Here is a 23,570-nt window from a genome sequence, read left to right as displayed (position 1 = left end):
TATCGGGGCGGCGTGCGAAGAGGACTACGTCGTCTGCCCGGCTGAGCTGCTCGTACTCCGGGCGGCTCGCACCTTGCACAGCTGAAATTAGTCAGATCAGGTGAAGTGGCCGACCGGCCCGAGTGAACGGATGGTGAACCGTGGCGGACGACCCGGTGCGAACCGGCGGGTCCTCCCACGGCCGTAAGCCTCCGTTACCCCGCCGTTATCTCGACGTGACCTCGCTGGTCCGCGGGCGCCGGGAGCCAGATCCGCCGGAAGTCGAAACGGGCGGACTCCACCGCGTGGCGCTGGTCCGCGTGCAGGATGCCCAGGGCGTACGCCGTGGCCGGGGCGATCCGCGGGGTGCGCGCCGCCGCGGCCGAGGCGGTCGCCGCCTCCGAGGCGTCCCGGTGGCGGTCCAGGGCCTCGCCCGCGGCCGCCGCGCGCCCCACGTCCTCGCCCAGCGCCTCTCTGGCGTACCGGTGCACCCGCAGGAGGCGGCGTACCTCGTGCCAGGGGCCGTCGCGGTCCGCGTCGTACGGGTGGGTGTCCCCGGCGGGCGGAAGCGCCCCGACCGCCGCCGACAGGCGGGTTTCGGCCACCGCGGCCAGCGGCACCAGCACGTCCTCGATGCGGCCCCGGGCCGCGACCGGATCCAGCGGGACCTCCGAGGCCAGCACCGCCACCGCGTCCGCCACCGCGTGGAACCGGGCCGAGCCGAGCGCCTGCAGGGTCGCCGAGTGGGCGCGGGTACGGGCCAGGGTGAGCTGGCGCTCCAGCAGCGCGCCCGCCCGCGCCGAGCCCACCGTGAGCGCGCCGGCCGTCCCCCGCGGCGCCGGGACCTCCCCCGAGCCCGCGAGGCGGTGCAGCGCGTCCATCAGCCGCGCCAGGCGGGCGGCGTACGCGTGCTCGTCGGCCAGCGTCGAGGACAGCCACACCAGCTCGGTGCGCAGCCCGTCCGCCCAGGAGGACTCGGTCACCACCCGGAAGGTGGCCAGGGACCCGCTGATCCGGCGCGCCGCCCCCCGCAGGCTGCGCGCCGCATCGCCTCCCTCCGGGGCGACGGCCCCTCCCCCGGGCTCCGTCCGCGGGGACCCCCACTCCTCGTGCAGGCGCAGCCCGCGCAGGAAGGCGGTGGCCTGGGTGCGCAGGTACGTGCCGAGCACGTCGCCCGCGCGGCCCGTCAATGCCATCGGGTCATGGTTTGGCTGAGCCACGCCGGCGCCTCCGGGCGTCTATGAGCATCTCCTGTACGTGCCGCAGCGGCTGGCCTTCCGCGTCCGTGCTGTGCCGGGTCCATTCGCCGTCCGGGCCCAGGTGCCAGGAGGAGGTGACGTCGGACATCCCGGTTTCCAGCATCCGGTCCAGGGCCGCGCGGTGGGCCGGGTCGGCGACCCTGACCAGTGCCTCGATACGGCGGTCGAGGTTGCGGTGCATCATGTCGGCGCTGCCGATCCACACCTCGGGTTCGCCGCCGTTGCCGAAGGCGAAGACCCGGGAGTGCTCCAGGAAGCGGCCGAGGATCGAACGGACCCGGATGTTCTCCGAGAGCCCGGGTACTCCGGGGCGCACCGCGCAGATGCCGCGGACCCAGATGTCGACGGGCACGCCGGCCTGGGAGGCCCGGTAGAGCGAGTCGATGAGGGCCTCGTCGACGATCGAGTTCATCTTCAGGCGCACGTACGCGGGGCGGCCGGCCCGGTGGTGGGCGGCCTCCTTGTCGATGCGGGCTATCAGCCCGTCGCGCAGCGAGCGGGGTGCCACCATCAGCCGGCGGTAGGTCTCGCGGCGCGAGTAGCCCGACAGCCGGTTGAACAGGTCGGAGAGGTCCGCGCCGACCTGCGGGTCGGCGGTGAGCAGCCCGAGGTCCTCGTACAGCCGGGCCGTCTTGGGGTGGTAGTTGCCGGTGCCCACGTGCGAGTAGCGGCGCAGCTGGTCGCCCTCCTGGCGCACCACGAGCGACAGCTTGCAGTGGGTCTTGAGGCCGACGAGCCCGTAGACGACGTGGCAGCCGGACTCCTCCAGCTTGCGCGCCCACTTGATGTTGGCCTGCTCGTCGAAACGGGCCTTGATCTCGACGAGTACGAGGACCTGCTTGCCGGCCTCGGCCGCGTCGATCAGGGCGTCCACGATCGGGGAGTCGCCGGAGGTGCGGTACAGCGTCTGCTTGATCGCGAGCACGTCCGGGTCGGCGGCGGCCTGTTCCAGGAAGGCCTGCACCGAGGTGGAGAAGGAGTCGTACGGGTGGTGCAGCAGCACGTCCCGCTCGCGCAGCGCGGCGAAGATGTCCGGGGCGGACGCGGACTCCACCTCGGCCAGGTCCCGGTGGGTGCCGGCGACGAACTTCGGGAACTTCAGCTCTGGCCGGTCCAGCGAGGCGATCCCGAACAGGGCCGTCAGGTCCAGCGGGCCGGGCAGCGGGTACACCTCGGAGGGGTTGACCTTCAGCTCCTGCACCAGCAGGTCCAGGACGCCCGGGTCGATGGACTCCTCGACCTCCAGGCGCACCGGCGGGCCGAAGCGGCGCCGCATGAGCTCCTTCTCCAGGGCCTGGAGGAGGTTCTCGGCGTCGTCCTCCTCCACCTCCAGGTCCTCGTTGCGGGTCACGCGGAACATGTGGTGCGCGAGCACCTCCATGCCGGGGAACAGCTCCTCCAGGTGCGCGGCGATGACGTCCTCCAGCGGGACGTAGCGCTGCGGGGAGGCCTCCAGGAAGCGGGAGAGGAGCGGCGGGACCTTGACCCGGGCGAAGTGGCGGTGGCCGCTGACCGGGTTGCGCACGACCACGGCCAGGTTCAGGGAGAGGCCGGAGATGTACGGGAACGGGTGCGCGGGGTCGACGGCCAGCGGGGTCAGCACCGGGAAGATCTGGTTGCGGAACAGGGTGAAGAGGCGCGCCTGCTCCTTCTCGGTGAGGTCCGGCCAGCGGATGAGGTGGACGCCCTCCTCGGCCAGGGCCGGGGAGATGTCCTGCTGGAAGCAGGCGGCGTGCCGGGCCATGAGCTCGCGCGAGCGGGTCCAGATGAGGTCCAGCACCTCACGGGGCTGGAGGCCTGAGGCCGAACGGGTGGCGACGCCGGTCGCGATGCGGCGCTTGAGGCCGGCGACGCGGACCATGAAGAACTCGTCGAGGTTGCTGGCGAAGATCGCCAGGAAGTTGGCGCGCTCCAGGAGCGGCGTCGTCGGATCCTCTGCGAGCTCGAGCACCCGCTCGTTGAAGGCGAGCCAGCTGCGCTCCCGGTCGAGGAAGCGGCCGGGCGGCAGCTCCCCGCCGTCCTTGTCGTCGTAGGCGTCCAGATCGGCGTCGAGGTCGGGCTCGAGGTCGACGTGCGGGCGGTGCGCGCTGATGGAGCCTATGCGCGCGTGGGCGCCGGTGACGGCCATGTTGCCCGGCGTTCCCGCGGGGGCGGCGGACGTGTGGGACGGGTGCTGGGCGGGGACCTCGGTGGGGCCTGCGCTGGGCTTGTGGCTCATGACTCCATTCTTCCGCGCAAGCGGGAGGACAGGCGCGTCGGAAGTGTCGGCCGTCAGTCGGAGTCGGGGCTGCATGCGGGGAGAGTCGCAAGCGCGTCTGAATGCCTGGTTAATGGCGCGTGGCTTCCGGGGTCCGGCGGGGTTGCGACTGCCGCCGGCTCCGCGGGCGGGGCCCCGCGCCTCAAGCGCCGGCGGGGCTCGAACATCGGGCCCGGGCCCCGCGAGCGCCCCACGGGCTCGACCATCGGGGCTCGGCCCCGGGCCCCGGCGCCGCGAGCGCCCTGCGCGGGCTGAACCATCGGGGCTCGGCCCCGGGCCCGCGCCTCAATCGCCGGCGGGGCTCGAACACCGGGCCCGGGCCCGGGCCCCGCGAGCGCCCCAGGGGCCCGACCATCGGGGCTCGGCCCCGGGCCCCGCGCCTCAAGCGCCGGCGGGGCTCAAGTGCCGCCTCGCATTCCGGGGGCTGCTGGGGGGCACTGCCCGGGCCCCTGCGCCTCAAGCGCCGGCGGGGCTGGGGGTGCCGGGGTTGGTCGGTGAGGGGCGGGGCGCGGGGCCCCTCCGGGGTGTCTCCTCGGCTCGCGCACTGAGCCCCGTCCGAAGCCGCGGCCGCGGTTGCGCGCTCGGCCTGCGGGGACACCCCTGCACGGCCCCGCACCCCTCGGCTCACGAAGCCGGGCCGTGGGGTGGGGGCGCGTAGGAGGGTCCCCGCAGGACGAGCGCGCAACCCGGGTTCGGCTCTGCGCAGCCGCGGCTCGGTGCGCGAGCCGAGGAGACACTCCGGAGGGACCCCGCCCCACGCCTCCGACAGGGCCGCTCCAGCCCCACGGGATCCCCGGCTCCGCCGGATCGATCCCAGGCCCCACGGCTCCACGCTCGTCGGCTTCGCCGGGTTCCAGGTTCCACGGGCTCGTCGGCTTCGCAGGGCCCTCGGTTCCACGGGATCTCGGCTTCACCGGATCATCGGCTCCAGGGTGTCCTCGACTTCGCGGGGTCCCGGTCTGCCGGATCCCCGGCCTCGGCCGAGTCACGGACCCGGCGGTGCCTCGGCCTTGGCGGTGGCCCGGCTTGGCGCAGCCCCGGCCTTGGGTGGCCCGGCCCCGGCGGAACCCCGGACCCCGGCTGAGCCGCGGGCCCCGGCCGCCCCGGCGGGGGTGTCAGCTTTCTGTGCGGTACATCAGGTCTACCTCGTGCGTGGTGAAGCCCATGCGTTCGTAGACCGCCAGGGCGGCCGGGTTGTCGGCGTCGACGTACAGCATGGCCGTCGGCAGGCCCGCCGCGGCGAGGTGCCGCAGGCCGATCGCGGTCAGGGCCTTGCCGAGGCCGCCGCCCTGGGCGCCCGGCCGGACGCCGACCACGTACACCTCGCCCAGCTGCTCGGCCCGGTGGACCTTCGTCCAGTGGAAGCCGACCAGCTCCCCGTCGCGCTCGGCGAGGAAGAACCCCTCCGGGTCGAACCACGGCTGCGCGATCCGGTCGTTCAGGTCCCGCTGGGTCAGCGCGCCCTGCTCGGGGTGGTGGGCGAAGGCGGCCGCGTTCGCCGCGAGCCAGGCCGCGTCGTCGCTGCCGGGCACGAAGGTCCGTACGGTCACCCCCGCCGGCAGCGCCGGCTCGGGCAGCGGCACCGCGTCCGGGCCGAGCGGCCGCCGCAGCTGGCGCAGCTCGCGGAAGAGGGTCAGGCCGAGCACCTGCGCCAGGTGCCGCGCGGCCGACTTCCCGCCGTGGGCCCACACCCGGATCCGCTTGCCGGAGGCGGCCAGCAGGGCCGTGCCGAGCGCCCGCCCGTGGCCGCGGCCGCGCAGCGCGGGGTGGACGACGAGCTCGGCGGCGGGGGCCTCCACCGGGTCGGTGTCCTCCAGTTGCCCGTACCCGGAGAGCCGGCCGCCCTCGGTGAGCAGGAAGTGCCGGATGCCCTCGCGGGGCCCGCCGCGCAGCTGGAGGCGGCCCTGTTCGGACACGGCGGTGGTGCCGTCGGTGCGTGCCGCGTCCTCGATCAGGGCGAGGACGGCCTCGGCCTGTTCCTCCGTCAGCTCGTCGAGGGTCTCAATCTGCCGTCCCGGCTCCAGGGCCGCTGCTGCGTCAGTCATGCCTTGAGCCTACGACCGCGGCGGGCGGCCCGGCGGGCGCGGCCCCGGGCATCGGTCGGTCTTCTGCGCGTAACCACCTCGATACCCGATACCCCCTGTCGTGCTACGCGCGTTGACAATAGGCTGCGGCGGACCTCCCAAGTTTGTCTCGCTGTCCACAAAGGGGACTAAATGTCAGCGACGCCACAACGGCACCGCCGCACCCGCCGGTTGACCCTCACCGCTCTCGCCGTCACGGCAGGGGCCGGGGCGATGGTCGCCGCCGCTCTGCCGGCCGGCGCCGCGAGTGGTGGCGGTGCCGCCAAGAGCCGGACCGTCGACGTGCAGCTGCTGTCGTTCAACGACTTCCACGGCACGCTCGAGCCCCCGCAGGGGTCCTCCGGCAACGTGACCGAACGTCAGGCCGACGGCACCACCAAAGCCATACCCGCGGGCGGTGTCGAGTACCTCGCCACCAGCCTGCGCGAAGCCCGCAAGGGCCACGAGTACTCCGTCACCGCCGCGGCTGGCGACATGATCGGCGGCAGCCCGATGCTGTCCGGTCTCTTCCACGACGAGCCGAGCATCGAGGCGTTGAACAAGCTCGACCTGGACGTCACCGGTGTCGGCAACCACGAGTTCGACGAGGGCAAGGCCGAGCTGCGCCGCATGGCGTACGGCGGCTGCCACCCGGCCGAGGGCTGCTTCGAGCCCGGCAAGGAGTTCACGGGTTCCGAGTTCCCGTTCCTCGCCGCGAACGTCACGGACCAGAAGACCAAGCGTCCGATGATGAACCCCACCTTCATCTGGAAGAAGGGGGACGTGAAGATCGGCTTCATCGGCGTCACCCTGGAGGGCACTCCGGACGTCGTCACCGCCGAGGGCGTCAAGGGCCTGAAGTTCGAGGACGAAGTCGAGACGATCAACAAGTACGCCGCCGAGCTGAACAAGCAGGGCGTGAAGTCGATCGTCGCGCTGATCCACGAGGGCGGTCTGCCCGCGAACGGCGCGTACAACTACGACTGCGACGTCCCGGGTGCGGGCGCCGGCATCTCCGGCCCGATCGTGGACATTGCCAAGAACCTCGACCCCAAGGTCGACGCGCTGGTCACCGGCCACACGCACCAGGCGTACGCCTGCACCATCCCGGACCCGGCGGGCAACCCGCGCATGGTGACCTCGGCCGCCTCCTACGGCCGGCTGTTCACGGACACCACGCTGACCTACGACCGGCAGACCAAGGACATCGTCCGTACGCCGGTCAGCTCGCCGAAGCCGGTCAACAAGGTCGTCACCCGCGACCAGCCCAAGGCCTCGGACATGACCGAGCTGATCCAGCGCTGGAACGAGCTCGCGGCCCCGATCGCGAACCGCCCGCAGGGCTTCATCTCCGCCGACATCCCGGGCCGCGGCTCGGAGGCGCCGGAGAAGCCGCTCGGCGACCTGATCGCCGACGCGCAGCTCGAGGCGCTCGCCCCGGCCGACAAGGGCGGCGCGCAGCTGGCCCTCATGAACCCGGGCGGCATCCGTGCTGACCTCGCCTACAAGGCGTCCGGGGACGAGGGCGACGGTGTGGTGACGTACGGCGAGTCCTACACGGTCCAGCCGTTCAACAACATGATGAACATCGTGGACCTGACGGGCGCGCAGCTGATCACCGCGCTCCAGCAGCAGGTGAGCGGCCCGGTCAACGGTGCGAACCCGAAGATCCTGCAGGTGTCGAAGGGTTTCGCGTACACCCTCGACCTGACCAAGTCCGGTGCGGACCGCATCGTCGTGGACTCGGTGAAGCTGAACGGCGCGGCGATCGACCCCGCCAAGACCTACCGGGTCGCGATGAACGAGTTCCTCGCGGGCGGCGGTGACGGCTTCACCGTCCTGAAGGAGCACAAGAACAAGCTGGTCGGCGCGCCCGACCTGGACTGCTTCAACGCCTACCTGGGCAAGTCGACGGCGCAGAACCCGATCGTCCCGCCGGCGGCGGACCGGATCACGGTCGTGAAGTAGCACCTGCCACACCCGCGTACAGCACGCCCGGAGGGGCGGTGGGCCCGACGGCCCGCCGCCCCTCCGGCGTTCCCGGCTCCGCCCGCGTCCCCCGCTCCGCCGGCGTTGCCCCCGTCGTCCCTAGAGGGTCGCGAGGAAGGTGCGGACGGCCTTGTTGAAGCCCTCCGGGTCCTGGAAGGGCACGAAGTGCTCGGTGTCGAGGGCGGTGTACGAGGTCCCGGGCCGCCGGGAGACCATCGCGTCGGCCTGCTCCCGGGGGAGCGCCTCGCTGCGCAGGCCGTGGATCAGCAGCGCCGGGCACTCGCTGGCGAGCCAGACGTCCCAGCGGTCGCCGTGGGCGGCCGCCAGGGTGGCCAGGGTGTCCTGCGGGTGGAACGGCAGCCGCCAGCCGCTGCCCTCGGGGCGCAGTGCGGGGGCGTAGACCGGGCCCATCGGCCCGAGGGCGGTGATGAGTTCCTCGCGGGTCGGCGCGGTGTACGGGAGCTCGTGGAGGAAGGCCCAGACGTCCGGGCCGTCCTTGGGCACGACCTCCACGGGGGTGTCCACGATGATCATCGCGGACACCAGGTCGGGGCGGGCGGCGGCCAGGTGGTAGGCGTTGGCGCCGCCGAGGGAGAAGCCGAGTACGGGGACCGGCCCGCCCAGGTCCAGGTGCTCCAGCAGGGCGGCGGCGTCGCCCACGTATCCCTGGCGGTCGTAGGCGGGGGCGCGCTCGGAGTCGCCGTGGCCGCGCTGGTCGGGGGCGATGACCCGCCATTCGTCGCCCAGTGCGGCGGCCAGGCCGGTGTAGGCGGCCGCTTCGGACAGGCCGCCGTGCAGGGCGAGCAGCGGCCGGCCGGCGCCCCCGAAGTCGAGGTAGGAGAGGGTGCGGTCGTCGATCTTCAGCTCGTTGCGCATGGCTCGTGCCTCCCGTGGGCCCGTGGATCTTGCGGTTGCTCCACCCTGGCAGGAATTGGGCAAGTGCGCAATACGCTTGTCTTGGGCGCTTGCCCAATTCCCGGCGCGGATACGATCCCGCCATGGGAAATCGCGAGGACCTGCTGGCCGGAGCGCGGCGCTGCCTTGAGGAGAAGGGGTACCTCCGCACGACCGTGCGCGACATCGCCACGGCGTCGAAGGTCAGCATGGCCGCGATCGGCTACCACTTCGGATCGCGGGAGGCGCTGCTCAACCAGGCGCTCTTCGCCGCGATGGACGAGTGGGCCGCGGGCTCCGGCCGGCTCGCCGGGCAGGGCGACACCGCCGTCGAGCGCTACGCCGACACCTGGGACCGCAAGATCCGGGACTTCGGCGACATGCGCTGGCTGTGGATCGCGAACATCGAGGCCTTCGTGCACGCGCAGTCCGCGCCCGAACTGCTCGCCACCCTCGCCGAGGGCCAGCGCAGGTCCCGGCGGATGGTGACGGCGCAGCTGCGCGGGGTGCCCGAGGACGAGGTCACCGAGCAGGACGTGCAGGCCCTGGGGTCGGTGCACATCGCGCTGCTGACCGGCGTGATGGTCCAGCACCTGACCGACTCGGAGCACACGCCCGACGGGCAGGCGATCGTCCGGGGGCTGCGCACGATGACGGAGCTGCTGGAGGACTGAAGGCCTGTCCCGGCCTGTCCCAACTCGCCTGGTTTACCAGGGGGTTGCGTGAGAGTTCGGCTCTACCGACGGGTAGTAAAGCCTGGTTCCGCACGCCATAATCCGGTCCCACCACTGGGTCGGCGAAGGGGCGGACATGGGCATGGGCACGGGACTGGACCGGCGGGCATTTCTGGCCGGAGCACTGGCTGCGGGCGCGGCCGTCGGACTCGGCGCACCACCCGCCTCGGCCGCCGCGCTCGGCACCCAGGACTGGATGGCGGGCCTCGGCGACTCCACGCCCCTCCAGCGGATGACCATCCCCGGCACGCACGACTCCGGCGCGACCAAGGGCGGCCTCTACGTCGCCTGCCAGAACACCTCGATCGCCCAGCAGCTCGACTCCGGCATCCGCTTCCTCGACGTCCGCTGCCGCGTCACGGGCGGCTCCTTCGCCATCCACCACGCGGCCTTCTTCCAGGACCTGATGTTCGGGGACGTCCTCGTGGCCTGCGCGAACTTCCTCGCCGCGCGCCCCTCCGAGACCGTGCTGATGCGCGTCAAGCAGGAGTACTCCGGAGAGAGCGACGCCACTTTCCGCGCCGTCTTCGACGACTACCTGGACAACCGCGGATGGCGCTCCCTGTTCCGGATCGCCGACACCCTGCCCGCCCTCGGACAGGCCCGCGGCAAGGTGGTGCTGCTCGCCGACAACGGCGGACTGCCCGGCCTGCGCTACGGCGACGGCAACGTCTTCGACATCCAGGACGACTACAACACCGAGCCCTTCGCCAAGCGCGGCCGGATCGAGAACCACTTCCGCAAGGCCGTGCAGCAGCCCGGCAGGCTCTTCGTGAACTACGTGAGCACCGCGGCGTACATGCCGCCCCGCTGGAACTCCGACCGCCTCAACCCGCAGGTCCACGGCTTCGTCGACGGCGGGGAGATGGCCGGCCGGACCGGGCTCGGGATCGTCCCGATGGACTTCCCGAACACCCGCTCCGGCCTGGTCGCCTCACTGATCCGGCACAACTGAGGTTCCGGGCGGCGGCGGGGACGGCGCACCCGGGATGCGGAGCACCGCTTCCGCGCCCGGTCCGCCGTCGGCCGCCGCCCGCAGTTCGGCGCTCCCGCCGGCGCGGGCCACCGTACGGGCCACGATCGACAGGCCGAGGCCGCTGCCGGGCAGGGCGCGGGCCGAGGGGGAGCGCCAGAACCGCTCGAAGACGTGCGGGAGGTCCTCGGCCGGGATGCCCGGGCCGTGGTCCCGCACGCGCAGCTCGCCCGCCCGCAGCGTCACCTCCACGGCGCCGCCCGGCGGGCTGAACTTCACCGCGTTGTCCAGGACGTTGACCACCGCCCGCTCCAGCGCGGCCGCCTCGCCCCGTACGTACCAGGGCTCCAGGGAGGAGCCGAACTCCAGCTCCGGACCGCGCAGCCGGGCCCGGGACAGCGCGGCGCCGGTGATCTCGTGCAGGGCCACCACCTCGAGCGGGCCGGGGGCCACGGCGTCGGGACGGGACAGCTCCTGGAGGTCGCCGATCAACGCGGCGAGCTCCGTCATCTGCGCCTTCACCGAGGCCAGCAGCTCCCTGCGGTCCTCGGGCGGGATGGCCCGGCCGGTGTCCTCGCTGCGGGCCAGCAGCTCGATGTTCGTCCGGAGCGAGGTCAGCGGGGTGCGCAGCTCGTGTCCGGCGTCGGCGATCAGCTGGGCCTGCCGCTCCTGGGAGGAGGCGAGCGCCGCCGTCATGGAGTTGAAGGACCGCGACAGGCGGGCGATCTCGTCGTCGCCCTCGTCGGGGATGCGGACGGTCAGGTCCTCGGTGCGGGCGATGTGCTCCACGGCTCCGGTCAGTTCGTCGACGGGCCGCAGCCCGGTCCGGGCGACCCACAGCCCGGCCGCGCCCGCGCCGACCACGCCGATCCCGGAGACCAGGAGCAGCACCCAGGCCAGCGTGGACAGCGGCTTGTCCACGTCGGCGAGCGGCTTGGCCACCGACAGCGCGGCGAACTGCCGGTTCACCAGGGCGGGCTGGGTGTAGACGCGGACCGGGACGCCGTCGGAGGTGGTCGAGTCGTACAGGGCCGGGCCGCGCCGGCGCTGGGCGACCTCCAGGTCGATGTCGGTGGCCTTCAGGGTGTTCTTGCCGTCGACCCAGCAGGTCCTGCCGTCCGGCAGCACGATCTGCACCTGCGCGCTGAGGTTGTTCGCGGGCCGTTCCGGCAGCGCCTCACCGGACACGCAGCCGCCGAAGGCGTCGAACACCTGGTTGGCCTGGGCGCCCGCGTTGGTGGCGCGCAGCGAGCTGTCGAGCTGGTCGCGGAGCTGGGTGCGCACCATCACCCAGGACACCGCGGCGACGGCCGCCACGGCCAGCGCCACCGCCACCGTGACCAGCAGGGCGAGGCGGGAGCGCAGCGGGAGCGCGCGGAATCTGGCGGCGGGGCTCACTCCGGACCGCTCTCGCCGGCGCGCAGTACGTAGCCCACCCCGCGCACGGTGTGGACCAGCCGGGGCTCGCCGCCCGCCTCGGTCTTGCGGCGCAGGTACATCACGTACACGTCCAGGGAGTTGGAACTGGGCTCGAAGTCGAAGCCCCAGACGGTCTTGAGGATCTGCTCGCGGGTGAGGACCTGGCGCGGGTGCGCGAGGAACATCTCCAGCAGCGTGAACTCGGTACGGGTCAGCTCCACCGGGCGCCCGCCCCGGGTGACCTCGCGGGTGGCCAGGTCCATGCGCAGGTCGCCGAAGGTCAGCGCGTCCTCGACGGCCTCGTCGCCCGGCTGCGGGGCGGCGTAGGAGCTGCGCCGCAGCAGCGCGCGGACGCGGGCGAACAGCTCGTCGAGCTCGAAGGGCTTGACCAGGTAGTCGTCGGCGCCCGCGTCGAGGCCGGTGACGCGGTCGCCGACGGTGTCGCGGGCGGTGAGCATCAGGATCGGGGTGACACTGCCGGCGGCGCGCAGCCGGCGGGCGGCCGTCAGGCCGTCCATCCGGGGCATCTGGATGTCCAGGACGATCAGGTCGGGGGCGTACGAGGCCGCCTTGTCGAGGGCGTCGATCCCGTCGACGGCGGTCTGGACGGCGTACCCCTCGAAGGCGAGGCTGCGGCGCAGGGCCTCGCGGACGGCCGGCTCGTCGTCGACGACGAGGATCCGGTGCTGGTCGCCTTCGGTGGCATGCACGGGTCGTCCCCCAGGGTGGTGTGCGGAGCGGGCTGGCGCCTCCCAGCCTCGCACGACGGGCTAGTACGAGGTGCCGAAGCCGTTGGCGGCGCTGTTGCCGCCGCCGCTGTTGCCGCCGGAGCCCGCGCCGCCGGGGCCGCCCTTGCGCAGGGAGTCCAGGTCGGCCTTGATGGTGTTGACCGGGATGGCGAAGCCGAGGCCGACGCTGCCGGCGTCGCCGCCGCTGTTGGGGGAGTAGATCGCCGAGGGCATGCCCACGATCTCGCCGTTCATGTTGAACAGGGCGCCGCCCGAGTTGCCGGGGTTGAGGGAGGCGTCCGTCTGGATGGCCTTGTACGAGGCCGTGTCCGAGCCGGTGTTCCCGTTGAACTCCTGACCGCCGTAGGAGAAGGGCCAGCTGCCGTCGCCCTGCTGCCGGGGGGACTGCTGCTGCGGCTTCGCGACGTTCACCTCGCGTTCGAGGGCGGAGACGATGCCGCTGGTGACGGTGCCGGTGAGGCGGTCGGGGGAGCCGATGGCGACGACCTGTTCGCCGACCTTGAGGCTGTCGGAGTCGCCGAGCTTGGCGGGCCTGAGGCCGCCGGCGCCCTGGAGCTTGATGAGGGCCAGGTCCTTGTCGGGGTCGGTGCCGACGATCTTGGCGGTGTACTTCTTGCCGTCGCTCATCGTCACCTGGATCTCGGAGGCGCCGCTGATGACGTGGTTGTTGGTGACGATCTCGCCGTCGGCGGTGATGACGATGCCGGAGCCGGTGCCCTGGCCCGAGCCGGTGCGGGTGTCGATGCGGACCACGGAGGGGCTGTTCTGCTCGGCGACGCCGGCGACGGTGCCGGTGTTGGACTGGGAGACGCTGGTGCCGTTGACGCCGCCGCCGGCGGTGCCGGCCGGGCCGCCCATCAGCTGCTGGACGGCGGCCGCGGTACCGCCCCCGACCACGGCTGCCGCGAGGGCGACGGCGGCGATGAGGGCGGCGGGCTTCTTGGCGCGGTGCCGGGCGGGGGGAGCGGTGTCGGGGAACGCTGCCGGGACGGTCTCGCCCCGGATGATCGGCGGCTCGTGGGCCTCGTGCCAGCCGGGCGCGGCGGGCGGGTACGAGGGCGGCGGCGGGTAGGCCGCCCCGGCCGGGGTCGGGCGGTGCTCTTGCGGGTACTCGCCTTCGCGGCGGAAGCTCTCGGTCATGGCCATGACTCTGTCGCCGGATGATGAGAGCTTCCTGAGCCTGGCCTGAGAAGCCCGACAGAACCGCGTATGCCCGATATAAAGCCCAGCCGGGAGAGGGCGCCCCGGGGGCCGTGCCCGGCCCCTCGGGGAAGCCGGGCCACAGCACTAGCGGCAGCCGCAGGAGCGGCGGATCACCAGGGCCGACGGGAACTGCTTCAGGCGTTCGCGGCGGGAGCCGGCCACGCGCAGGGCGTCGTCTAGGACGAGGTCCACCGCCGCGCGGGCCATCGCCGGGCGGTCCGAGGCGATCGTGGTCAGCGGCGGGTCCGTGAGGGCCGCCTCCTTCACGTCGTCGAAGCCCGCGACGGCCAGCTCCCCGGGCACGTCGATCCGCAGCTCACGAGCCGCCCGGAGCACGCCGATGGCCTGGTCGTCCGTGGCGCAGAAGATCGCCGGGGGGCGGTCCGGGCCGGCCAGGACCTCGAGGGCCACCCGGTACGCGTCGTACCGGTTGTACGGGGCCTCGAAGAGCCGGCCCTCCACCGAACGGCCGGACTCCAGCATGGCCCGGCGCCAGCCCTCGACGTGGTCGGCCACCGGGTCGCCGACCGACGGGGTGTTCTCGACCCCGCCGATGCAGGCGACGTACGCGTGGCCGTGTTCCAGCAGGTGCCGGGTCGCCATCTGGGCGCCGCCGATGTCGTCCGTGATGACCGCGACGTCGTCGATGGCCTCCGGGCGCTCGTGCAGCAGCACGACCCGCGCGTCCCACGCCTCGATCTCCGACGCGGCGCGCTCGCTCATGCCCTGGCTGACCAGGATCAGGCCCGAGACCCGCATCCCGAGGAAGGCCCTCAGGTAGTGGACCTCGCGCTCGTCGCGGTAGTCGGAGTTCCCGACGAGCACCATCTTCCCGCGCTCGGCGGCGGCCTGCTCGACCGCGTGCGCCATCTCCGCGAAGAACGGCTGGCGGGCATCGGGGACGATCATGCCTATGAGGTCGGTGCGCCGGGACGCCATCGCCTGCGCGACCCGGTCGGGGCGGTAGCCCAGCTCCTTGATCGCGGCGAGTACACGCTCGCGCGTGGCCGGGGCAACCGGCCGGGGTCCGTTGTTGATCACGTAGCTCACGACGGCGGTAGAGGTACCCGCAAGTCGCGCCACGTCATCCCGCGTCACCTTGGCCACGCGCGGAAGTCTACGCGGGGTGACCTCCCTGTGGGCAGGGCGTCCTGCGGAGTGGATACCGACGGGCTTTTCGGCCGACCGGGTGACGCCCGCGCAGGCCGGTGCGCGGGCCCGTACCCGGCTACGCGGTGGCCTGCGCTCCGGCCTGAGCGGTGGTGGCCGAGCCGGCCTGTGCGGCGGCCTGGGCCGCCGCCTGCGCCGCCGCCTGCGCCGCGGCCTCGGCGGCCGCCCGCTCGACCTTCTCCGGCGTGACGAAGCGGTAGCCGACGTTGCGGACCGTGCCGATCAGCGACTCGTGCTCGGGGCCGAGCTTCGCGCGCAGCCGCCGTACGTGGACGTCGACCGTACGGGTGCCTCCGAAGTAGTCGTAGCCCCAGACCTCCTGTAGCAGCTGCGCCCGGGTGAAGACCCGGCCCGGGTGCTGCGCGAGGTACTTGAGCAGCTCGAACTCCTTGAAGGTGAGGTCCAGGACCCGGCCCTTCAGCTTCGCCGAGTACGTCGCCTCGTCCACGGACAGGTCGCCGTTGCGGATCTCCATGGGGGAGTCGTCCGAGCCCAGCTGCTGGCGTCCGGTGGCCAGCCGCAGCCGCGCCTCGACCTCCGCGGGACCGGCGGTGTCCAGGAGCACGTCGTCGATGCCCCAGTCGGCGGTGACGGCCGCGAGGCCGCCCTCGGTCACGACCAGGATCAGCGGGCAGCCCGGCCCGGTGGAGCGGAGCAGCTGGCACAGCGACCGCACCTGCGGCAGGTCGCGGCGGCCGTCCACCAGGATGACGTCGGCGCCCGGGGTGTCCACCAGTGCCGGGCCCTCGGCCGGGGCCACCCTGACGTTGTGCAGCAGCAGGCCGAGGGCGGGCAGCACCTCGGTGGACGGCTGCAGGGCGTTGGTCAGCAGCAGAAGAGAGCTCATGCCTGACCACCTGCCCGGGTCGGGCGGTTCTGCACGGATCGCTGGTCCATCACGTCGGTTCCTCCTCGGTCCCGTCGAGGACGTGCGCGGTACTGCTTCGTACGGTGACTCGGGTGACTCTGCCGGTCTCCATGCGGGCCCCGCGCCCTGGGGCCCGGATGGATACCACTGTTCTCGGGTCGTTCAACGTCCTGAAAGCACAAAAGGACCCGGGGGCAACGTTGCCCGGATCCTCTCGCCAGCAGAATAGCCCACGGGCCCTTTCCCGGCCGAGGTCTCCACCGGGTCCGCTTCTGTGGTTCCCGCCACGCCCGTGATCCGGGGGCCCCTCCCCGGGGTAGCCGGGGAGTATGCCCCTGTTTCACCGGATCGGCCGCCCGCCGGGGGGTACGGACGGGCCCCCGGGGCGCATCCGGGGGCGCGCGGAGGCACACCCGGGCGGAGGCGCGGAGGCGTCATCATGGAGGCCGACGGTAGAGAGCCGACGATAGGAGCTGCAGTGGCAACCGGAACCATCCGCTACTGGGCGGCGGCCAAGGCCGCGGCCAAGACGGCGGAGGAGCCGTACTCGGCGCGCACGCTCGCCGAGGCGCTCGACGCCGTGCGGGAACGCCACCCCGGGGAACTGACCCGGGTCCTGCTGCGCTGCTCCTTCCTGGTGAACGATGAGCCTGTGGGCAAGCGCCCGCACGATTCCGTCCTGCTGACCGAGGGGGGCACCGTCGAGGTGCTCCCGCCGTTCGCGGGCGGGTGAGCGGGAGCCGATGAGCACGCCTGAGGAACAGCAGCGGTACGAGCAGCAGCGCTACGAGCAGCAGCAGTACGAGCAGCAGCAGTACGAGCTGCGCCGGCAGCAGCTGCAGAACCAGCAGCAGTCGCAGAACCAGCCCCAGCAGCAGTACCAGGACCCCTACGGGACGCAGACCTGGCAGTCCGACACCTGGGACACCGGGTACCAGCCGGTGCATCCGCCGCTGGGCGGGGTGCCGGGGCAGCCGGCCGCGCCCGAGGGCTGGTTCCGCGACGAGGGCCCGGCCGCCGGGCAGGGCGGGTATCCGCAGCCCGCCGCGGACGCCGCTCCTCCCGTCCCGGAGGGCTGGTTCCGTGACGAAGCCCAGGCCCAGGCTCCGGCGCCCGCCCCGGCCCAGGACTGGTCCCACCCGGCCCCGGCCGCCGAGCAGGCCGCGTATCCGCCGCCGTACCCCGGCCCCGGCGCCGGTGGCGCGCAGCAGCCGGCCGCACCGGAGGGCTGGTTCCGCGACGAGGCCGCGGCCCCCGCGCCCGCGCCCGGCTGGGCCGAGCAGGCGGCCTACCTCCCGCCCCAGGCGCAGGAGCCCCCGGCCGAGCAGACGGCCTACCTCCCGCCCGTCACGGCGGAGCCCTCCGCGGAGCAGACGGCCTACCTGCCCCCGGTCGCGGCGGAGCCCCCGGCCGAGCAGACGGCCTACCTGCCCCCGGTCGCGGCGGAGCCCCCGGCCGAGCAGACGGCCTACCTCCCGCCCGTCTCGGCGGCGGAGCCCGGGCCGCCCGGGCCCCCGGCGGCCCCCGGCGAGGAGCCCGAGTACTCGCCGCCCACCCTGGGCGGCAACACCCTGCGCGCCGTCGACCCGGCGCAGGCCCGTGCCGAGGGCCGGTCGCCGATCATCGACCCGGGTCCGCAGTCGGCCATACTGACCGCCGTCCTCGGGGTGCTGCTCGCCGCGGCCGCGGCCGTCGGCCACTACGCCCTGCTCCTGCCGCTGGTGGTCCTCCAAGGCCTCACCGCGGCCGGCTGGTTCCGCCTCAACGGCATGTGGCCCGCCCGCCAGGGCATCGCCCTGGCCTTCGCCGGAGCGCTCGTCGCCGACGCGGCGGTGCTCGCGGTGGACGAGGCGTACGGACCCGGCGCGATCATCGGCACCCTCGGAGCCTGGGTGCTGCTCACCCTCGTCCTCCAGCTGCGCAGCCACGCCGATGCCGACGAGCGGATGTACGGCCTGATGGCCTCCGTGGCCTCGGCCGCCCTCGCCATCGTCTGCGCCGGCTATCTGGCCGCGGACAACGCGGCCGTCACCGTCGGCGCCGCCGCCGTCGCGGTGGCCGTCTTCGCCCGCGCCCTGCCGCTGCCGACCGCGCCGTCCGTCGGCGTCTCGCTGGCCGCGGCCGCCGGTTCGGGCATCGCCGTCGGCCCGCTGGCCGGGGCCGGGGTGGGCGGCGGAGCGCTGCTCGGCCTCGTCGCCGGGGTGTGCGCGCTGGTCGGGCTGCGCGTGGCGGCGTACGACTACCCGTCGAAGTTCGTGCACATGACGGCCGGTGTCGCGCTGCCGCTGGCGGCCGCCGCTCCCGCCGTCTACCTGATCGGCCGGGTGGTGGGCTGATCCCTCCCCGACGGGGGGCATGGTCAACTAGAACGCACGTACCGACAAGTAGGGGGAAGGCACGTGCGATTCCTGCGCGCCATTGTGATCATCGGGGTGGTTCTGGGAGCCCTGTTCGTGGGAGCCGACCGGTGGGCGGTGAACTACGCCGAGAACCGGCTGGCCGACCGGATCCAGGCCCGGCAGGGACTGGCGGGCAGCGCGGAGGTGGAGATCGGCGGGTTCCCGTTCCTGACCCAGGCGCTGAGCCGTGATCTGGACCGGGTCGACCTGAAGCTCCGGGGCGTCGAAGTGGCCGCGGAGGGCCGCAAGACGCGGCTCTCGGAGCTCGACGCCACCTTCCGCGGCGTGAAGTTGAACGGGGACTACAGCAGCGGCACCGCCCGGCGTGCCGAGGGCACCGGACTCATCACGTACGCGGACCTGACGGCCGCCTCGCAGACCGGCGCGACGCTGTCCTACGGCGGGGCGGCGAACAAGGTGAAGGTGACCGCGACGGTGGACGTGCTCGGCAAGCCGCTGACGCGCAGCGTGGTGTCGACCATCACCCTCGAGGACGCGAAGGACGGCAAGGGCGGCAAGATCGTCCGGGTGCGCGCCGACGAGGTGCCGGGCGAGGGGATCCCCGGGGTCGAGAAGCTGGTCCGCAAGAAGACCGACTTCGAGCGCGACCTCGACGCCGGGCTGCCCGCCGGGCTGCACCTCTCCGCCCTGACCTCGGACGAGAGCGGTGTGCACCTCACGCTGGGCGGTACGGACGTGGCGCTGGCCGGATCGTGAGACGGTGCGGTCCGATCCGCAGAAGGACGGGCCGCACAGGGGCTCCGGGGAGCGGTGCGGCGGCCGCTCCTGGCGTTCCGATCCCAGTATTCGGACGATCCCGTCTCGAAATATGACACACCGGTGACAGGGCGGCCGGTTCGTCCCTACGATCCATGGCTATGAAGCATCAGCAGGCGGACCTCACGAAGCGGCGGGCAGTAGACCTGTGTCGCGTCGCCGCCATGCTCTGTCGATCCATGTGACGTGTGAGCGCATCCGCTCCACCAGCGCCGGACGACGGCCCCTTCCCGCGTGACCGAACCTGCCTCCTGATCCCCTGACGCCTCCTCGCGCCGGACCGGATCCGCGAGTGCACCTGGACGTACGCACGCCCGCACCACCCGGCAGCACCCGCAGCCGGCCGGTGCGCCGCACAGCCAGCATCGTCAGCACCCCGCACAGCCCCGCCGCACACTGCCCCGGAGGAGAACACCATGAGCCGCAGCGACGTCCTCGTAGACGCCGACTGGGTCGAGGCCCACCTGAACGACGCCGACGTCGTCATCGTCGAGGTGGACGAGGACACGTCCGCCTACGACAAGAACCACATCACCAACGCCGTCCGGATCGACTGGAAGACCGACCTCCAGGACCCGGTCCGCCGCGACTTCGTGGACCAGGAGGGCTTCGAGAAGCTCCTCTCCGCCAAGGGCATCTCCAACGACGACACCGTCGTCCTCTACGGCGGCAACAACAACTGGTTCGCGTCCTACGCCTTCTGGTACTTCAAGCTCTACGGCCACCAGGACGTCCGCCTGCTCGACGGCGGCCGCAAGAAGTGGGAGCTCGACTCCCGCGACCTGGTCGACGGCAAGGACGTCCCGAACCGCCCGGCCACCCAGTACAAGGCCAAGGCCCAGGACACCTCGATCCGCGCCTTCCGCGACGACGTCGTGGCCGCGATCGGCTCCCTGAACCTGGTCGACGTGCGGTCGCCCGACGAGTTCTCCGGCAAGCTGCTCGCCCCGGCGCACCTTCCGCAGGAGCAGTCGCAGCGTCCCGGCCACGTGCCGAGCGCCCGCAACATCCCGTGGTCGAAGAACGCCAACGACGACGGCACCTTCAAGTCGGACGAGGAGCTCAAGGCCCTCTACGAGGCCGAGGGCGTCGACCTGTCGAAGGACACCATCGCCTACTGCCGCATCGGCGAGCGCTCCGCGCTCACGTGGCTCGTGCTCCACCAGATCCTCGGTCAGAAGAACGTCAAGAACTACGACGGCTCGTGGACCGAGTACGGCTCCCTGGTCGGCGTGCCGATCGAGCTCGGCGCCAACAAGTAACCCTGCCGGGCATGCAGGGCCTCGTAGGCCCCCAGTCGTCAGAACCTCTCTAGGACAGGACAGAGAACATGTGTGGAGCACAGATCGGCGGGCCCGACCTCGCGACGCTCAAGCCCGGTGAGACCGCGATCCAGGGTCAGATCACCAAGGGCGGTGAGCCGGTGTCCGGCTACGTCCGCCTGCTGGACTCGACCGGCGAGTTCACCGCCGAGGTCCCGACCTCGGCGACCGGCCAGTTCCGCTTCTACGCGGCCGAGGGCTCCTGGACGCTGCGCGCGCTCGTCCCGGGCGGCACGGCGGACCGCAAGGTCGTCGTCGCCGAGGCCGGCGGCGTGACGGACGTGGCGATCGCGGTCTGAGCACCGCACATGTGATCGCCTGATTGATCGGCCGAAGGGCCGCACCCCAGGGGTTGGACGCCACTGGAACGGGGTGCGGCCCTTCGTGCCGTCTGCTCCTACCCTGGAGACATGTACGCCCGGCGCCGACGCGTCTACTTCCTGCTCATGGGCGGATGCCTGGTCCTGTTCGTCTCCGCCTGGTCCTTCGTGCGCCTGTGGTCGGTGGAGGCCGCCGTGGCGATGTGCGTGGTCGCCATGGTCATCCCGCCGGTCGCCGCGATGATCGCGAACCGGCGCGGCCCGGACGACCGCTGGTGGGACGACCCCTCGGGGGATCCGAAGTCCGACGAGTGGTGGGACGAACTGGACGGAAAGCGGCGGCACGAGGAGTGAAACGCAGCGAGATAAGAATGTAATAAGCATTCATACAACTGCTCTCCTCCGGCACGGGTCATGGGTACGCGCGGGTAATCGACCGGCGCCTCCTGTCCTGTGGGGGGACTCCTTGGAACACGAACAGACCAGTCCTGAGCAGCGGAAAGGGGAGGAGACCGGCCCGGAGTCGGACACTGCGTCCGCAGCCGCCGAGCCGGCCACGCCGACCGGCTCCGCCGAGCCCGCCGCCGCACCGCGCCGCCGCCGCGGCCGCACCACCCTCCTGATCGCAGGCGCGGCCGCCCTCGGCGTCCTCGCCGGCACGGTCACCGGCTACGCGGTCCAGTACCACCGCGAGCCCACCGCGCTGCCGCCGCTGGCGCAGCAGAAGGTGGCCATGCCGCCGCCCGTCGCGCCGAACGACGCGACCTCCCGTCGCTCGGTCAACGCCAGCCGGTGGGACAAGGCGGAGGAGGACCTCGCCAAGAAGCTGCTGGAGGCCCCGGGCGGCGCGAAGGACGGCTACTCCGGTTACGAGTCGCTGGACATGTTCGCGGCGGATTACTACGAGTCCCCCGACCGCGGTTTCGACGCCATCGCCCAGGATGTGCGGCGGATTGCGACGGCGGGCTGGCGGCAGGGCGAGCACGACTTCATCGAGATCCGGCTGCTCCAGTTCCAGGATCAGCACTCGGCCCAGAAATACCAGGAGGGCCAGGCGTCGTACCAGGACCACGCGGACCGCGCGGGCAACGACGGTTTCGCGCTGCCCGGTGTACCCGACGACTACGGCCGCGCTTGGCTCTACAAGCCGAAGACGAAGGCGGGGTACCACCCACTGCGCCTGGCCCGGGCCATCCTCCGGCGCGGGGACATCGTCATGGACGTCGAGCTGACGAACAACCGGGGTGACGTCTCCCAGGGCGAGATCACCGACCTGGCCAAGCGACAGATGGAGCGGCTGTGACCGAGCAGCAGAACGACGCCGTAACCGGTCCGGCGCCGGAGCAGAACGCACCGGTCCCCGCGCGCCCGCCGCGCAGGGTGAACCGCAGGACGCTGGCCCTGATCGCGGGCGGGCTCGGCCTGGCCGTCCTCGCGGGCGGCGGCTTCTGGGCCGCCGGCAGGATCGACCAGGCCGACCGGACCTCCCCGACGCGCTACTGGGTACCGGACGGCCCCCGGCCGACCGCCTCGCCGGCCCCGGTGCCGACCGTGCCGCCCAACGAGCTCACGGGCAAGCTGCTGCCGGTCCCCGCGAGCTACGAGCTGGGTCCCGACCTGGAGGACGAGGGCAACGACTTCTACGTGTCGGGCGAGCGCGCGGTCCAGGCCGTGAAGGACTCCCGGACGGGGCTGTCCGCCGCCGAGCGCGCCGAGCGGGACAAGGCCGTGGCCGAGCTGAAGCTCAAGGGCGTGGCCGGTCGCAGCTACACCCTCACGTACGCGGGCCCGATCATCGAGATCGAACTCACGCAGGCGGACCCGCAGGCACTCGTGAAGTTCGTGGACCTCAACAAGAAGCTCCTCGACGTCGCCGTGGCGCTGGGTGAGAAGAAGAAGGAGGCGCCCACCGTCGAAGGGTTCCCGCAGGCCAAGTGCGTCCTGCTGGACATCGTCGAGGAACGGCCCGACTCGCAGAAGCCCGAGACGATCGAATCCCTCGACTGCGTGGCCGTCGAGGGCGACGTGCTGGTGACCTTCCGTTCGTACGGTCCCCGGCCCCGGTTCGACGTGAAGACGGCCGTCGATCTGTTCACGAAGCAGCTGAACCACCTGAAGTCCCCCGGGGAGTCCGTGTGACCGAGCAGAGCACCACCGACGCCGCACCCGCCGAGGGACCGGACCTCGTGGCCGAGCCGGTGGCCGAGCCGGTGGCCGAACCGGTGACCGAGCCGGTGCCGGCCGCGCCGAAGGACCGCCGGAAGCTCTTCGCCGCGCTGCGGTGGACCGCCGCCGTTCTCGTCTTCGCCGCCGTCGGCGCGGGCACCGCCTACGGGGTCGTCCAGCCGGAGCGGACCAAGATCCCCGGGCTGTCCACGCTGCCCGACGGCCGGTGGACCTACCCGGAGCTGGCCAAGCCCGAGCTGCCGGCCGGAGCCCCGCTGCCCGGCGCCACGGACAACCCGGACGGCACGCACTACGCCGCCCTGAGCGGCCTGCTGCTCCCCGCCCCCGAGGGGTCCCGGCCCGACGACACCGTCAAGGCGGACAAGGACCGGAAGGTGGAGCCGGACGCCTTCCTGGAGGAGTACGCCCCCGAGGACCGGCCGAAGCTCAAGGAGTCCTTCGAGTGGGAGGGGCTGCGTCAGATCACCGGCCGGTCCTGGACCATGCCCGATGGCACGCGGACCCGCGTCTACCTGCTGCGCTTCCACTCCTCCGGCTTCGTGGACACCTTCCGCGGCTGCGGCATCAACACCCGGCTGACCGGCGCCGACTCGCTCTCGGTCGACTTGTCGTGGAGCAAGGCCAAGACGGAGCAGTACAGCGCCGTCGCCAGCAGCGGCTTCGTCGGGTCGGGAACCCTCAGCTCCAGCGAGTTCAGCCTCTATGAGGAGGCCAAGCCCTTCGGGGACGAGCAGGTCCGCTTTGGCTGCCTGCAGATGGGTGACGTCCAGGGAGTGGTCGTCCAGTCCCGCAAGGGTGGGCTGCCGACCATTCCCTTCCACCAGACGGTGATCCTCCAGAGCCAGCTGCTGAGCTGAGGTCCGTCCTGGCGACCTCGCAGAGTGCGCCGGTCCCCGGGCCAGTAGGCTTGGGGACCGGCCGTACCCTCCTCGGACTCCGTCCGGGGGGACCCCCAAACGAATCCTCCGAGGAGCACCCCGTGCTTGAGGCAGTCTTCACCTCCCTGCT

At 72.5% G+C, this 23,570-nt stretch carries 22 protein-coding genes; 13 read left to right on the top strand and 9 right to left on the bottom strand.

What is annotated here, in order from left to right:
- Positions 1 to 194: 194 nt before the first annotated feature.
- From AB0D66_RS25390 to mshD, 3 genes are all read right to left on the bottom strand, one after another.
- Entirely contained in the window at positions 195 to 1,175 is a 981-nt protein-coding gene (locus AB0D66_RS25390; protein ID WP_362307782.1) for a CHAD domain-containing protein, read from the bottom strand.
- Positions 1,176 to 1,179: 4 nt separating this feature from the next.
- Positions 1,180 to 3,456 carry an RNA degradosome polyphosphate kinase gene (locus AB0D66_RS25385; RefSeq protein WP_362307779.1) on the bottom strand — a complete coding sequence of 759 codons (2,277 nt, stop codon included), beginning with the start codon at positions 3,454 to 3,456 and terminating at the stop codon, positions 1,180 to 1,182.
- 1,154 nt (positions 3,457 to 4,610) lie between these two features.
- Positions 4,611 to 5,540: a mycothiol synthase gene (mshD, locus tag AB0D66_RS25380; RefSeq protein ID WP_362307776.1), complete on the bottom strand. Its 930-nt coding sequence runs from the start codon at positions 5,538 to 5,540 to the stop codon at positions 4,611 to 4,613.
- A 171-nt stretch (positions 5,541 to 5,711) separates the two neighbouring features.
- Here mshD and AB0D66_RS25375 point away from each other — a divergent pair, with 171 nt between their 5' ends.
- Positions 5,712 to 7,526 (top strand): bifunctional metallophosphatase/5'-nucleotidase, encoded by a 1,815-nt coding sequence (locus AB0D66_RS25375; protein WP_362307773.1) that lies wholly within the window; start codon positions 5,712 to 5,714, stop codon positions 7,524 to 7,526.
- A gap of 120 nt (positions 7,527 to 7,646) precedes the next feature.
- Here the strand turns inward: AB0D66_RS25375 and AB0D66_RS25370 are convergent, their stop codons facing one another.
- Positions 7,647 to 8,423, bottom strand: a complete 777-nt coding sequence (locus tag AB0D66_RS25370) for an alpha/beta hydrolase (RefSeq protein ID WP_362307770.1) — start codon at positions 8,421 to 8,423, stop codon at positions 7,647 to 7,649.
- A gap of 122 nt (positions 8,424 to 8,545) precedes the next feature.
- Here AB0D66_RS25370 and AB0D66_RS25365 point away from each other — a divergent pair, with 122 nt between their 5' ends.
- Positions 8,546 to 9,115, top strand: a complete 570-nt coding sequence (locus AB0D66_RS25365; protein WP_362307767.1) for a helix-turn-helix domain-containing protein — start codon at positions 8,546 to 8,548, stop codon at positions 9,113 to 9,115.
- A 142-nt stretch (positions 9,116 to 9,257) separates the two neighbouring features.
- A complete protein-coding gene (locus AB0D66_RS25360; protein ID WP_362307850.1) occupies positions 9,258 to 10,130 on the top strand; it encodes a phosphatidylinositol-specific phospholipase C in 873 nt (290 codons plus the stop codon).
- Here the strand turns inward: AB0D66_RS25360 and AB0D66_RS25355 are convergent.
- The 5 genes from AB0D66_RS25355 to AB0D66_RS25335 form a co-directional block, all read right to left on the bottom strand.
- The gene (locus tag AB0D66_RS25355) at positions 10,110 to 11,546 is read right to left on the bottom strand and encodes a HAMP domain-containing sensor histidine kinase (protein WP_362307764.1); all 1,437 of its coding nucleotides are present in this window, start codon (positions 11,544 to 11,546) and stop codon (positions 10,110 to 10,112) included. The genes AB0D66_RS25360 and AB0D66_RS25355 overlap by 21 nt on opposite strands.
- Positions 11,543 to 12,277, bottom strand: coding sequence for a response regulator transcription factor (locus AB0D66_RS25350; RefSeq protein WP_362307760.1), 735 nt, complete (start codon positions 12,275 to 12,277; stop codon positions 11,543 to 11,545). The genes AB0D66_RS25355 and AB0D66_RS25350 overlap by 4 nt, the downstream gene beginning before the upstream one ends.
- A gap of 60 nt (positions 12,278 to 12,337) precedes the next feature.
- Entirely contained in the window at positions 12,338 to 13,456 is a 1,119-nt protein-coding gene (locus tag AB0D66_RS25345; protein WP_362307757.1) for a trypsin-like peptidase domain-containing protein, read from the bottom strand.
- Positions 13,457 to 13,603: 147 nt separating this feature from the next.
- Positions 13,604 to 14,626 (bottom strand): LacI family DNA-binding transcriptional regulator, encoded by a 1,023-nt coding sequence (locus AB0D66_RS25340; protein ID WP_362307754.1) that lies wholly within the window; start codon positions 14,624 to 14,626, stop codon positions 13,604 to 13,606.
- A gap of 121 nt (positions 14,627 to 14,747) precedes the next feature.
- The gene (locus AB0D66_RS25335; RefSeq protein ID WP_362307751.1) at positions 14,748 to 15,536 is read right to left on the bottom strand and encodes a response regulator transcription factor; all 789 of its coding nucleotides are present in this window, start codon (positions 15,534 to 15,536) and stop codon (positions 14,748 to 14,750) included.
- A 499-nt stretch (positions 15,537 to 16,035) separates the two neighbouring features.
- Here AB0D66_RS25335 and AB0D66_RS25330 point away from each other — a divergent pair, with 499 nt between their 5' ends.
- The 10 genes from AB0D66_RS25330 (at position 16,036) to AB0D66_RS25285 (ending at position 23,419) form a co-directional block, all read left to right on the top strand.
- A complete protein-coding gene (locus AB0D66_RS25330; RefSeq protein ID WP_069921255.1) occupies positions 16,036 to 16,290 on the top strand; it encodes a MoaD/ThiS family protein in 255 nt (84 codons plus the stop codon).
- 103 nt (positions 16,291 to 16,393) lie between these two features.
- Positions 16,394 to 17,893, top strand: coding sequence for a hypothetical protein (locus tag AB0D66_RS25325; protein WP_362307847.1), 1,500 nt, complete (start codon positions 16,394 to 16,396; stop codon positions 17,891 to 17,893).
- Between the two features lie 63 nt (positions 17,894 to 17,956).
- A complete protein-coding gene (locus tag AB0D66_RS25320; RefSeq protein WP_362307748.1) occupies positions 17,957 to 18,673 on the top strand; it encodes a DUF2993 domain-containing protein in 717 nt (238 codons plus the stop codon).
- 155 nt (positions 18,674 to 18,828) lie between these two features.
- Entirely contained in the window at positions 18,829 to 18,918 is a 90-nt protein-coding gene (locus AB0D66_RS25315) for an Ms5788A family Cys-rich leader peptide (RefSeq protein WP_350875872.1), read from the top strand.
- A 231-nt stretch (positions 18,919 to 19,149) separates the two neighbouring features.
- On the top strand, positions 19,150 to 19,995 hold the full coding sequence (locus tag AB0D66_RS25310) for a sulfurtransferase (RefSeq protein ID WP_362307744.1): 846 nt from the start codon (positions 19,150 to 19,152) through the stop codon (positions 19,993 to 19,995).
- A 68-nt stretch (positions 19,996 to 20,063) separates the two neighbouring features.
- Positions 20,064 to 20,354: a DUF1416 domain-containing protein gene (locus AB0D66_RS25305; RefSeq protein ID WP_361759364.1), complete on the top strand. Its 291-nt coding sequence runs from the start codon at positions 20,064 to 20,066 to the stop codon at positions 20,352 to 20,354.
- A gap of 111 nt (positions 20,355 to 20,465) precedes the next feature.
- A complete protein-coding gene (locus AB0D66_RS25300; protein ID WP_362307740.1) occupies positions 20,466 to 20,729 on the top strand; it encodes a DUF3099 domain-containing protein in 264 nt (87 codons plus the stop codon).
- A 112-nt stretch (positions 20,730 to 20,841) separates the two neighbouring features.
- Entirely contained in the window at positions 20,842 to 21,678 is an 837-nt protein-coding gene (locus tag AB0D66_RS25295; protein ID WP_362307737.1) for a hypothetical protein, read from the top strand.
- Positions 21,675 to 22,514, top strand: a complete 840-nt coding sequence (locus AB0D66_RS25290; RefSeq protein WP_362307734.1) for a hypothetical protein — start codon at positions 21,675 to 21,677, stop codon at positions 22,512 to 22,514. Before AB0D66_RS25295 ends, AB0D66_RS25290 begins: the two co-directional genes overlap by 4 nt.
- Positions 22,511 to 23,419 (top strand): hypothetical protein, encoded by a 909-nt coding sequence (locus AB0D66_RS25285; RefSeq protein ID WP_362307731.1) that lies wholly within the window; start codon positions 22,511 to 22,513, stop codon positions 23,417 to 23,419. Before AB0D66_RS25290 ends, AB0D66_RS25285 begins: the two co-directional genes overlap by 4 nt.
- Positions 23,420 to 23,570 lie beyond the last annotated feature (151 nt).

It is taken from the genome of Streptomyces sp. NPDC048270 (genome assembly GCF_040652335.1).
Classification (GTDB): Bacteria; Actinomycetota; Actinomycetes; order Streptomycetales; family Streptomycetaceae; genus Streptomyces.
Note: the sequence above shows the minus strand (reverse complement) of the source record. Positions and strands in the feature narration are given on the sequence as shown.

Excerpts from the sequence above, each read along its gene's own strand:
- AB0D66_RS25390 (WP_362307782.1), bottom strand. The coding sequence starts at position 1,175 with ATGGCATTGACGGGCCGCGCGGGCGACGTGCTCGGCACGTACCTGCGC.
- AB0D66_RS25385 (WP_362307779.1), bottom strand. The coding sequence starts at position 3,456 with ATGAGCCACAAGCCCAGCGCAGGCCCCACCGAGGTCCCCGCCCAGCAC.
- mshD (WP_362307776.1), bottom strand. The coding sequence starts at position 5,540 with ATGACTGACGCAGCAGCGGCCCTGGAGCCGGGACGGCAGATTGAGACC.
- AB0D66_RS25375 (WP_362307773.1), top strand. The coding sequence starts at position 5,712 with ATGTCAGCGACGCCACAACGGCACCGCCGCACCCGCCGGTTGACCCTC.
- AB0D66_RS25370 (WP_362307770.1), bottom strand. The coding sequence starts at position 8,423 with ATGCGCAACGAGCTGAAGATCGACGACCGCACCCTCTCCTACCTCGAC.
- AB0D66_RS25365 (WP_362307767.1), top strand. The coding sequence starts at position 8,546 with ATGGGAAATCGCGAGGACCTGCTGGCCGGAGCGCGGCGCTGCCTTGAG.
- AB0D66_RS25360 (WP_362307850.1), top strand. The coding sequence starts at position 9,258 with ATGGGCACGGGACTGGACCGGCGGGCATTTCTGGCCGGAGCACTGGCT.
- AB0D66_RS25345 (WP_362307757.1), bottom strand. The coding sequence starts at position 13,456 with ATGACCGAGAGCTTCCGCCGCGAAGGCGAGTACCCGCAAGAGCACCGC.
- AB0D66_RS25335 (WP_362307751.1), bottom strand. The coding sequence starts at position 15,536 with ATGAGCTCTCTTCTGCTGCTGACCAACGCCCTGCAGCCGTCCACCGAG.
- AB0D66_RS25315 (WP_350875872.1), top strand. The coding sequence starts at position 18,829 with ATGGCTATGAAGCATCAGCAGGCGGACCTCACGAAGCGGCGGGCAGTA.
- AB0D66_RS25310 (WP_362307744.1), top strand. The coding sequence starts at position 19,150 with ATGAGCCGCAGCGACGTCCTCGTAGACGCCGACTGGGTCGAGGCCCAC.
- AB0D66_RS25305 (WP_361759364.1), top strand. The coding sequence starts at position 20,064 with ATGTGTGGAGCACAGATCGGCGGGCCCGACCTCGCGACGCTCAAGCCC.
- AB0D66_RS25300 (WP_362307740.1), top strand. The coding sequence starts at position 20,466 with ATGTACGCCCGGCGCCGACGCGTCTACTTCCTGCTCATGGGCGGATGC.